General features: G+C 64.6%; 9 protein-coding genes and 1 riboswitch. Of the genes, 4 read left to right on the plus strand and 5 right to left on the minus strand.

Annotation, left to right across the window (positions count from 1 at the left end):
• From A6V37_RS30085 to A6V37_RS30095, 3 genes are all read right to left on the minus strand, one after another.
• Positions 1–2,846 (minus strand): efflux RND transporter permease subunit (locus A6V37_RS30085; protein WP_064286630.1); only part of this gene is annotated, 2,846 nt, incomplete at its 3' end.
• A gap of 18 nt (positions 2,847–2,864) precedes the next feature.
• Complete coding sequence (locus A6V37_RS30090) at positions 2,865–4,265, minus strand: MdtA/MuxA family multidrug efflux RND transporter periplasmic adaptor subunit (RefSeq protein ID WP_064286632.1); 1,401 nt, start codon at positions 4,263–4,265, stop codon at positions 2,865–2,867.
• A gap of 357 nt (positions 4,266–4,622) precedes the next feature.
• Positions 4,623–5,459, minus strand: a complete 837-nt coding sequence (locus A6V37_RS30095; RefSeq protein ID WP_064269657.1) for an IclR family transcriptional regulator — start codon at positions 5,457–5,459, stop codon at positions 4,623–4,625.
• Positions 5,460–6,048: 589 nt separating this feature from the next.
• Here A6V37_RS30095 and A6V37_RS30100 point away from each other — a divergent pair.
• From A6V37_RS30100 to A6V37_RS30110, 3 genes are read left to right on the plus strand one after another with little or no spacing between them, the layout of a single operon-like run.
• Positions 6,049–6,516, plus strand: coding sequence for a FecR family protein (locus A6V37_RS30100; protein ID WP_064269658.1), 468 nt, complete (start codon positions 6,049–6,051; stop codon positions 6,514–6,516).
• Positions 6,516–7,127 (plus strand): OmpA family protein, encoded by a 612-nt coding sequence (locus A6V37_RS30105; protein WP_064269659.1) that lies wholly within the window; start codon positions 6,516–6,518, stop codon positions 7,125–7,127. Before A6V37_RS30100 ends, A6V37_RS30105 begins: the two co-directional genes overlap by 1 nt.
• Positions 7,128–7,176: 49 nt before the next feature.
• Positions 7,177–8,643, plus strand: coding sequence for a CHASE2 domain-containing protein (locus A6V37_RS30110; RefSeq protein ID WP_064286634.1), 1,467 nt, complete (start codon positions 7,177–7,179; stop codon positions 8,641–8,643).
• Positions 8,644–8,666: 23 nt separating this feature from the next.
• Here A6V37_RS30110 and crcB read toward each other — a convergent pair whose 3' ends face one another.
• The gene (crcB, locus tag A6V37_RS30115) at positions 8,667–9,047 is read right to left on the minus strand and encodes a fluoride efflux transporter CrcB (RefSeq protein WP_064269661.1); all 381 of its coding nucleotides are present in this window, start codon (positions 9,045–9,047) and stop codon (positions 8,667–8,669) included.
• Between the two features lie 77 nt (positions 9,048–9,124).
• A riboswitch (Fluoride riboswitch) is annotated at positions 9,125–9,186 on the minus strand.
• A gap of 156 nt (positions 9,187–9,342) precedes the next feature.
• Between crcB and A6V37_RS30120 the strand changes: the two genes are divergently transcribed.
• A complete protein-coding gene (locus A6V37_RS30120) occupies positions 9,343–9,693 on the plus strand; it encodes a DUF190 domain-containing protein (protein WP_064269948.1) in 351 nt (116 codons plus the stop codon).
• 35 nt (positions 9,694–9,728) lie between these two features.
• Here the strand turns inward: A6V37_RS30120 and A6V37_RS30125 are convergent, their stop codons facing one another.
• On the minus strand, positions 9,729–10,916 hold the full coding sequence (locus tag A6V37_RS30125) for an ammonium transporter (protein WP_064269662.1): 1,188 nt from the start codon (positions 10,914–10,916) through the stop codon (positions 9,729–9,731).
• Positions 10,917–10,972: the final 56 nt, after the last annotated feature.

Raw genomic sequence — 10,972 nt, forward strand, 5'->3', positions numbered from 1 at the left:
GCTTCGCGCGGCGCCTTGCCTTCCTCGCGCTCGGCATAGAGCGCGAAGTCGATCATCATGATCGCGTTCTTCTTCACGATGCCGATCAGCAGCACGATGCCGATGATGCCGATGATGTCCAGGTCGTGCCCGGTGATCAGCAACGCGAGCAACGCGCCGACCCCGGCCGAGGGCAGCGTCGAGAGAATCGTGATCGGGTGGATGAAGCTCTCGTACAGCACGCCGAGCACGATATACATCGTGATGATCGCCGCGAGAATCAGGAACAGCTCGTTGGACAGCGACGCCTGGAACGCCAATGCCGCGCCCTGGTAGCGCGTCTGGAACGACGCCGGCAAGCTGATATCCTTCTTGGCCTGATCGATCGCTTTCACCGCCGCGCCGAGCGACGAACCTGGCGCAAGATTGAACGACACGGTCGTGGCCGGGAACTGGCTCAGGTGCGTGACCAGCAGCGGCGCGGGCTTCTCGATGAAGCGCGCGATCGACGACAGCGGCACCTGGCCGCCGCTCGAGGTGGAGGAGGGCAGGTAGATCGACTTCAGCGATTCGGTGTAGTGCTGCATCTGCGGCTGCGCTTCCAGGATCACGCGGTACTGGTTCGATTGCGTGAAGATGGTCGAGATGATGCGCTGGCCGAACGCGTCGTAGAGCGCGCTGTCCACCGTGGCCGGCGTGATGCCGTAACGCGACGCGGTGGCGCGGTCGATCTCGATGTAGACCGACTGGCCGTTGTCCTGCAGATCGGTCGCCACGTCCGCGAGTTCGGGCGACTGCTTCAGCCGCTCGACCAGCTTCGGCACCCAGGTGGTGAACTCGCTGATATTCGGATCCGTCAGCATGAACTGATACTGCGTGGGGCTCACGGTCGAGTCGATCGTCAGATCCTGCACCGGCTGCATGTACAGCGAGGCGCCCGGGATATGCGCGACATCTTTCTGCAACTGGCGGATCACGTCGCTCGCGGTGTTGCTGCGGTCGTCGCGCGGCTTCAGGTTGATCAGCATGCGGCCGCTATTGAGCGTGATATTGCTGCCGTCCACGCCGATGAACGACGTCAGGCTCTCCACGTCCGGATTCTTCAGGATCTGCGCGGCGAGTTCCTGCTGGCGCTCGGCCATCGACGCGTAGGACACCGACTGCGGCGCCTGCGTGATTGCCTGGATCACGCCGGTGTCCTGCACGGGGAAAAAGCCCTTGGGAATGTACACGTAGAGCAGGCCGGTCAGCACCAGCGTAAGCAGCGCGACGAACAGGGTGCTGCGTTGCCGGTTCAGCACCCACGTGAGCGCGACCGCGTAGCGCGCGATTACCCAGTCGATGAACAGGTGCGCCTTCGCTTCGAAACGGTGGCTCTCGGGCGGCGGCGTGTGGCGCAGGAGCTTGGCGCACATCATCGGCACCAGCGTGAGCGACACGACCGCCGAGATCACGATCGTCACGGCGAGCGTGATGGCGAATTCGTGGAACAGGCGGCCCGCCACGTCGCCCATGAAGAGCAGCGGAATCAGCACGGCGATCAGCGAGACCGTCAGCGAGATGATCGTGAAGCCGATCTGTTTCGAACCCTTGAGCGCGGCTTCCAGCGGCGGGTCGCCGTCTTCCACGTAACGCGCGATGTTTTCGATCATCACGATCGCGTCGTCCACGACGAAGCCGGTCGCAATGGTCAGCGCCATCAGCGACAGGTTGTCCAGCGAGAAACCGCACAGATACATCACGGCGAGCGTGCCGATCAGCGACAGCGGCACCGACAGACTCGGAATGATGGTCGCGTAGATGTTGGCGAGGAACAGGTACATGACCAGCACCACCAGCACGACCGACATCGCCAGTTCGAACTGCACGTCGCGCACGGACGCGCGGATCGTGGTGGTGCGGTCGGTGACGATCTGCACGTCGAGCGCGGCTGGCAGCGACTGCTGCAACTGGGGCAGCAACTGCTTGATGCTGTCCACCACCTGAATCACGTTCGCGCCGGGCTGGCGCTGCACGTTCAGAATGATGGCGGGCGTGCCGTCGACCCATGCGCCGAGCTTGGTGTTCTCTGCGCCCTGCACAATGGTGGCGACGTCGGTCAGCATCACCGCGCGGCCGTTCTTGTACGCGACCACCGCGCTCTTGTACGCGTCGGCGTCGGTCAGCTGGTCGTTCGCGTTGATCGTGTAATTGCGCGTGGGGCCGTCGAAGTTGCCCTTCGGCGTATTGACGTTCAGGTTCGAAATCGTGGTGCGCAGGTCGTCGAGGTTCAGACCGTACGCGGCGAGCGCGCGCGGGTTCGCCTGAATGCGCACGGCCGGGCGCTGGCCGCCCGACAGGCTCACCAGACCCACGCCCGCGACCTGCGAGATTTTCTGCGCGAGACGCGTGTCGGCCAGGTCCTGCACCTGGGTGAGCGGCATCGTCTTCGAGGTGATCGCGAGCGTGATGATCGGCGCGTCGGCCGGATTGACCTTGGCGTAGATCGGCGGCGCGGGCAGGTCGGACGGCAGCAGGTTGCCGGCCGCGTTGATCGCGGCCTGGACTTCCTGCTCGGCGATATCGAGCGGCAGGTCGAGGCTGAACTGCAGCGTGATGATCGACGAGCCAGCCGAGCTTTGCGACGACATCTGATTGAGCGAGGGCATCTGCCCGAACTGGCGTTCGAGCGGCGCGGTCACGGAGGACGTCATCACGTCCGGGCTCGCGCCCGGATAGAAGGTCTGCACCTGGATGGTCGGATAGTCGACCTCGGGCAGCGCGGAAAGCGGCAGGAAGCGCAGCGCGACGAGGCCGACCAGCATGATCGCCGCCATCAGCAGCGCGGTGCCGACGGGACGCAGAATAAAGGCGCGGGATGGATTCATGCAGTCAGTGCCGTGCCTTTATTGCGAGGCTTGCGCCCCGTGTTTGCCGTGATGTCCGCGTGCGCCGGAAGCAGCGGAAGCACCCGCGGCCCCCGCCGCGCCGCTCGCCCCGCGCGCACCGGAGGCGCCGCGCGGCTTGTCGGCCGGAATCGTGATCTTCGCGCCTTCCTTGAGCCGGTCCGAACCGTCGATCACGACGCGCTCGCCGACCGCCAGGCCCGATTTGATGCTGGTGCGTTCGCCATCCACCGGGCCGATCTTGACCGGACGCACGGTCACGGTGTTGTCCGGCTTCACGACGTACACGAACTGGCCCATCGAGCCGTTGAGCACTGCCGGCGTCGGCACGATCACCGCGTCCTTGATCGTATCGACCAAGAGGCGCGTATTCACGAACTGGTTCGGGAACAGCAGGTTGTTCTGATTCTGGAAGACCGCGCGCAGCTTGACGGTGCCGGTGGTGGTGTCGATCTGGTTGTCCAGCGTTTCGAGCATGCCGCCTTCGAGCGAGGTGGTGTTGCTGCGGTCGTACGCGGTGACCGAGAGCTTCTCGCCGTTCTGGGTCTGCTGGATGATCTGCTGCGGATTGTCTTCCGAGGTGGTGAAGATTACGCTGATCGGCTGCAGCTGCGTGATCACGACGAGGCCGTTGGTCAGGCCCGGCGTCACGTAGTTGCCCGGATCGACCTGGCGCAAACCGACGCGCCCCGAGACCGGCGCGGTGATGCGCGCATAGACGAGGTCGAGCTTGTAGGTATCGATGTTGGCCTTGTCGGACTTCACCGTGCCTTCGTATTGCCGCACGAGCGACGCCTGCGTGTCGACCTGCTGGCTCGCGATCGAGTCTTGCGAGAGCAGTGTCTGATAACGCTTCAGGTCGAGGCGGGCGGTTTGCAGCAGCGCCTCGTCGCGCGCGAGCGTGCCTTGCGCGTTATCGAGCGAGATCTGGTAGGGGCGCGGGTCGATCTGGGCCAGCACGTCGCCCTTCTTGACCATCTGGCCTTCCTTGAAATACACGTCCTGCAGCACGCCGCTCAATTGCGGCAGCACGGTGACGTTGGCAAGCGGCGTGACCGTGCCGAGCGCGGTCAGCACCACCGGCATTTCGCCCTGCGTGGCCGTGGCCACGTGAACAGGCTGCGCCAGGCCGCCGGGACCGCCGCGGCCGGCCCGGCCTCCGCTAGCGCCTTGGGCGCCGGCGGCACCGCTTGCGCCGCCGGGGTCTCCCCACGGATGCCAGCGCCACAGCACGCCCCCGAGGACGACCAGGGCCGCGACGATCAGTGCGGCGTTGCGGCCGCGATGCGACTTCACCTCGCCGGGCCCCGCGGACGGCGCGCGGGAAGGGCCGCTCGAGGGAGGTTGGGAAGCCGGCGTGGCAGGGCGTGTGGTTTCCGGATGCTTTTGTTGTTCGTCCATCGATTCAGTCAGGTGGCTGGCTTGGATGTGAGCCGCTCGTGCGATCGTGCAAACCGGCAGCAGGCGGCATGACAGGCGGTTTCGACAGTGGGTGCGTGCGCTCTTTCAGCGCGATGCTACCCGAGGCGCGGGACAGAGATGTTAACGCAGCGCGGCGTCGTGACAGACGGCCTGGACCGGGCTGGACGTTAGCGGAAGGGAATAACGGCAAGCCAGGCATGCGCCCCGCGACGGGAAAAGTGTGATCCTACGTCGCGGGCTCTGTAACAGTCCACTCGTGTATTTTTCTTTTGATTACGAAGGTTACAGGATGTCTTGCGATGGCCGCGGCCACCGGCCGGCGAGTGCCTGGTGGGCTCAGGTATCGAGACGGCGCCCCGGCGTGCCGCCGATTTCGAGCACGATGTTGGCAATGCATTCAAGCAGGGCGGGTGCTGCGCGCGAGATCAGCCAGTCGCGCGGGCACTGGTCGGCGGAGCCGCCGCAATTGACGGCATAACGCTCGCCGGACGGTCCGACGAAGCCGAGCGCGATGGCGTTCAGGCCGTCGTACCATTCGCCCGTGGCAATCGCGAAGCCACGCTCGAGCGTGTCCTGCAACGCGCTTTCGAGCCGCTTGCCGAGGTGGCCCCAGTCATCGCCTTCAGCTTCCTGGAGGCCGGTCAGCAGTTTGTCCCGCTCCGGCTGCTCGAGCGCGGCCAGATATGCGCGGCCCACCGCGGTACGGCTCAGATTCATGCGCGAGCCGATCTCGAGGCGCGACACCAGCACCGCCGAGCGCGGGCGGATCGCGTCGATCACCACCATGTCGAAGCGGTCGCGCACGGCAAGATGTACCGACAACGCCGTGCGTTCCGCGAGTTCGATCAGGAACGGCCGCGCGCGAGCCCGGATGTCGAAGTTGCGCAGGAAACCATTACTCAGCTCCAGCACCGACGAAGTCAGCACGAAGCGCTCGCTGTCAGGCAGGCGAAACAGGAAGCCCGCGCTCACGAGCGTGGCGATGATGCGCGAGACAGTGGGTTTGGGAATGCCGGTCAGCTCGGTCAGTTCGCGGTTGCTGAGCGGCGCGTCGGCCGCGGCGATCGTGCGCAGCACGGTCAGGCCGCGTGCGAGGGCGGTGACTTCGTCGCCGGGACCCTCTTTGTCTTTTCCCGGCTCTGCCACGCGCCGTGAGGACGTTGGTTGGTTCATGTGTTTTTTTGGAACCTTATTTCAATTTATTTGTTTTTGCCGTTCTGGCAGCCCTCTCTCATGGCTCCAGGGGCAGCCCCAAAATGGGGCGTGAAGATGACTTTTCATCAGAAGGTTCATTGTATCGGAATATTTTTCCGGAGCGAATGAAGCCTCTTTAGATTTTGCTTGACTTAGTCAGCATAACCATAAAAAATGGAACCCGATTTCGAAAGACGGTTTTAGGTTCTGCAATTTGAAGTTTGAACCTTCCGTATTCCGCGCGCTGTCCGGTCGAGTGTTTATCCACCGCAACAATCCATGCCGCGCACCCCGCAGGGCGCCGCATCGCCGGTCACTCTTTCGAATACCGTCTCTCAGGTTCTAGCACGGCCCTCGGAATGGCTAGAACTTTTTAAGGCGTCACGGCAACGTGACGCCTTTTTTTTGCGCGTTCAGTTTGGGTCTCCAACTACGCGACCTATCCCGAGTTGGCAGGATAGACGTCCGGCGGGGTGGCGAAATGCGCGGTAGCGCACGGAGTGATCGGATCCGGGACTCTATTCTCACGTGATTGGTTGCCGAGGCACCGCGTTGAGGACTGCCATCCATGCGTCGCCAAGCCATCAAATATGCGTTGGTTCTCGCCTGCGGCGGCGTGGCGGCAGTCGATGCATGCGCTGCCAACGTGGTAGGCGTCGTCAAGACGCTCAAAGGCACGGTGCACATCGAGCGGGCAGGGCAAAGCCTCGACGTGGCGATCGGCAGCGAAGTCTATAGCGGCGATCGCATCGTGACCGGCCCCGAATCGGCCGTTGGCATTACGCTGCGCGACAACACGCTGCTTTCCGAGGGCGCCGGCTCCAGCCTCGAGCTCAGCAAATTCGAATTCGATACGAGAACCCACGACGGGGAGCTCGATGCCACGATCAGGCGCGGCTCCCTCGCAGTGGTCAACGGCCAGCTCGCGAAGGCCAATCCCAATGCCGTCCATTACAGTACGCCGACTACGACGCTCGGCGTGCGCGGCACCGAATTCATCATCGAGGTCGGCGGCAAAGGGGAGGGTACGCATTGATGGCGGCGATCCGCGGGCATCGTCTGATCATGGCGGCGGGCTTCGCGCTGCTGGTCTTCGTATCCGGGTGCGGCACGCCGGACAGAATCACGTTGTTGCCCGACCCCGACGGCAAAGTCGGAACGGTCGTCGTGCGCAGCGCAAAGGAGACGAAGGTGATCGACCAGGCCTACGCCAGCGTCGACGTCTCCCAGAGCGGTTCTATCGAAGAGACGCCGGGCAGTGCTTCCGACGTCAAAGCTCGCTATGGCGGCCTGCTCGCCGCGCAGCCTCCGCGCCCGACCACGTTTACGATCAACTTCGTGTTCGACTCGGCCACCGAGCTGGCCCCGGGGTCGGCGGCCACGGTGGAAAAGCTGAAGGCCACGCTGGCGAGCTGGCCTGCCCCGCATCTCACGGTGGTGGGGCACACGGATTCGGTGGGCTCCGACGAATACAACGACGCGCTTTCGTTGCAGCGGGCAAAGAGTGTCGCGGCCTTCTTGATCAAGTCGGGCATTCCGGCGCGGCAAATCGAGACCGCCGGCCGAGGCAGGCGCGAGCGGCTGGTGCATACGCCGGACGGCGTGCCCAATCAGAGGAACCGGCGTGTCGTCATCACCATTCAATGATCGAAGGGCCGCCATCGGCGTGAGCAGGCCCTAATCCGCCTCGACCGACATGAAACGCTCGCGCGACTCACGGTTGACCTTCTTCGCGAATCTGATGAGGGCGGGCAACGGGCGCCCGGTGGCGCTCGCTGTGCTGCTCGCCCTGAGTTTCATCAACCTGTGCAGCGAATGGCCCCACGATGTCGCGCGTCCGGCGCTCGTGGACAAGCTCTACGCGTTGATGCCGGACTCCTTCGGCACCACGAGGCAGTTGCTGTTCGATCATTATCAACGGCTGTTTCCACGGATTCCGGCGGCGCAGCCCGTCACCATCGTCGAGATCGACGACCGGACGCTCGCAGCCGTCGGTCAATGGCCGTGGCCGCGCAACCGGCTCGCAACGCTGCTCGATGACATCGCGGCGCACAAGCCGCTCGCCATCGGTCTCGACTTCTACATGCCCGAGGCGGATCAGACCTCGCCCGGCAAAGTGGCCGACAACCTGCCTGCGACGTCGGCGGATCTCGCGGCCGGCTTGCGGGCGCTTCCCAGTCACGAGGCCGTGCTCGCCGCCTCCTTGCGCGCGGCGCCGTCGGTGCTGGGCGCGGCCGCGATCGATCACGCCGCGCCCGACGCCAGCCTCGATCTGCGCAGCGCGCCGATCCTCGTGCATGGCGCCAACCCGCTCGCCACGGTGCAACGGTACCTCTACGTGCTGGCGAGCCTGCCGGAATTGCAGGCCGCGGCGCGCGGCCAGGCGCTGCTGAACGTGACGCTCGAGCAAGGCACGATCCGGCGGATGCCCATGATCGTGGGGCTGGGTGACAAGCTGGTGCCGAGCCTGCCGATAGAAATGCTGCGTGTCGCCACCGGGTCGCCGGCGGTCGACGTGTTTGCCGACAAGTCCGGAGTAAGGGCGGTGGGCGTTGCTGACGTCGAGGTGCCCACGGAGCCCGACGGGGATTTCCGGCTTGATTTCGCGTCCGTCCGATTGACCGGGAGCCGCAATGTGTCTGCACGCGACGTGCTGGATGGGCGCGTCGACGCGGAGCGTTTCCGCAACAAGCTCGTGCTGGTCGGGCTGACGGGCACCGGCCTGACCGACATGCGCACGACCGCGCTCGGCGAACTGGTGCCGGGCGTGGAGGTCCAGGCTCAGGCTATCGAGGCGATTTTCGAAGGACGCTTCCTGCGGCGTCCGACCTGGCTGATCCGGGTCGAACGCGCTTTCATCATGGTGTTCGGCATCCTTATCATCTGGTACCTGCCGCACCCCGATACCCGCTTCGCGGCATTCGTCAGGAGCGTCCCGAAGGCCGGGTTCGCGATCATGGGCATATCGCTGAATCTGCTGACGCTGCTGGTCTGCTTCCTGCTCTTCAAGTACTTCCGCTTGCTGGTCGATGCCGCCGCGATTTTCATCATCCTGTCCGCGGTCGTGGGCTGCTTCTTTTCGGCCGCGCTGCTCGACTACGGGGTACAAAGCCGGCGCGCCGCCCGCCATGCGCGGCCGCACGAGGACAATGAATTCCGCTAGGGAGAATCGCGGCTTTGGCGCACTCAGCGCGACATCAACGCTACCGTGGCGATGCCCAGAATGGTCATCAGCAGCGACGCTCCCACGTGAATCACGATCTCGCCCGCAGCCCAGCCGAGCCGGCCGTCCTGCAGGCGCTGCACGACTTCGGCGGAAAACGTCGAGAAGGTGGAAAGGCCGCCCATCAAACCGGTAATGACGAAGAGCCGCCATTCCGGCGCGATCTGCGGCGCGCGCGCGAATCCCGCAACAGCGACACCGATGATGTAGCCGGCAATGACGTTGGCGGCGAACGTGCCGAGCGGCATGCCGCTAAAGAGGCCGTTCAGGCGGATGCCGAGAAACCAGCGAAACAACGAACCGAGCGCGCCGCCGATGCCGACAGCGAGGATGGACCAATACATGGAAGGAGGCCTGACAAAACCGGGGAGTCGACAAACCGGACTGAATGCAGGGCGTGATGCCGCGTCCGCAGTCATCCGGGCGAGCAGGCATCATCAGCCACAAGGGCGGTTAAAGGAGAATGCCATCTCCAGCGCAACAGTCTATCACCGGCGGATTCATGTGGGGACAGGTCGGCATGACCGCGGGCGGTGCGCCGGACCTTGCTGCCCGCATGGCGGGGAGGTGTGGCCTAGAATGAATGGAACGCCCGCGTGTGTCGACGGCGGGCTTGCTGCGGCTTCGCGGGAGGCCGACATGACCAAGGGTTTTCAACTCACGTTTTTTACCGAACAGAACCGGCGCCACGGCCATCAATCGGTCGTGGAATGGCTGCTCTCGGTCGCGCGGCACGCCGGCATTCACGGCGCGACCGTGGTGGCTGCGGCCGAAGGTGTCGGCCACGCGGGCGAGCGCCACGCGGCACGCTTCTTCGAACTGGCGGATCAGCCGCAACAGGTCATTTTTGCGGTCACCGAAGACGAAGCCGAAACGCTGCTCGCCGCCGTGCGCGAGGGCGGCGTGCCGGTTTTCTACACGCGCTGTCCGATCGAATTCGGCATGCTGGGCGGCGCGGCGAGCGCCGCGCCGGACCCGGCGCGCCGCTAATGCGGTGATTCGAGCTAAAGCGTAAGCCGCCTCTTTTACTCGGACGTCGCCGAAATCTTGTGGATCGACAGATCCGCGCCGTTGTATTCGTCTTCCTGATCGAGCCGCAGACCCACGGTCAAACGGATGGCGCCGTAGACCAGCGTGCCGCCGAGTGTCGCCACCACGATCCCGCCGAGCGTGCCCACGAGTTGCGCGCCGAACGACACGCCGCCCATGCCGCCGAGCGCGCGCAGCCCGAAGATGCCTGCCGCAATGCCGCCCCACGCGCCGCACAGGCCGTGCAACGGCCACACGCCCAGCACGTCGTCGATGCGCCAGCGGTTCTGCACGCAGGTGAACATATAGACGAATAGCACGCCGGCAATGCCGCCTGTCACCAGCGCGCCGAGCGGATGCATGATGTCCGAGCCGGCGCACACCGCCACCAGTCCGGCAAGCGGGCCGTTGTAGGTGAAGCCGGGGTCGTTGCGGCCCGCGAACCAGGCGGTCAGCGTGCCGCCCACCATCGCCATCAGCGAATTGACCGCGACGAGGCCGCTGATCTTGTCGATGGTCTGCGCGCTCATCACGTTAAAGCCGAACCAGCCGACCGCGAGCACCCACGCGCCCAACGCGAGGAACGGAATATTCGACGGCGGATGCGCGGCAATGCCGCCGTCGCGGTGATAGCGGCCATGCCGCGCGCCGAGCAGCAGCACGGCCGGCAACGCGACCCAGCCGCCGAACGCGTGCACCACGACGGAGCCGGCGAAATCATGAAACGGCGCACCGAATGCCTGGGTCAGCCAGTCCTGAATGCCGAAGCGGCCGTTCCACACGATCCCTTCGAAGAACGGGTAGATGAAACCGACCAGCACGAACGTCGCGAACAGTTGCGGATTGAATTTCGAGCGCTCGGCGATGCCACCCGACACGATCGCCGGAATGGCGGCGGCGAAGGTCAGCAGGAAGAAGAAGCGCACCAGTGCGTAGCCGTTATGCGCGGCCAGCGACTCGGCGCTGCCGAAAAATTGCGTGCCGTACGCGATGGTGTAGCCGATAAAGAAATAGGCAATCGTCGAGACCGAGAAGTCGACGAGTATCTTGACCAGCGCGTTGACCTGATTCTTTTTGCGCACCGTGCCGAGTTCAAGGAACGCGAACCCGGCATGCATGGCCAGCACCATCGCGGCGCCGAGCAGAAGGAACAGGGTATCGGTGCCGGTTTTCAAACTTTCCATCGAGGAGTCCCGCTTAGGCAAAAAAGCGGGCATTGAACGCAAGAAGCGGGCCAAAG

The organism is Paraburkholderia ginsengiterrae, from assembly GCF_001645125.1.
Classification (GTDB): Bacteria; Pseudomonadota; Gammaproteobacteria; order Burkholderiales; family Burkholderiaceae; genus Paraburkholderia; species Paraburkholderia ginsengiterrae.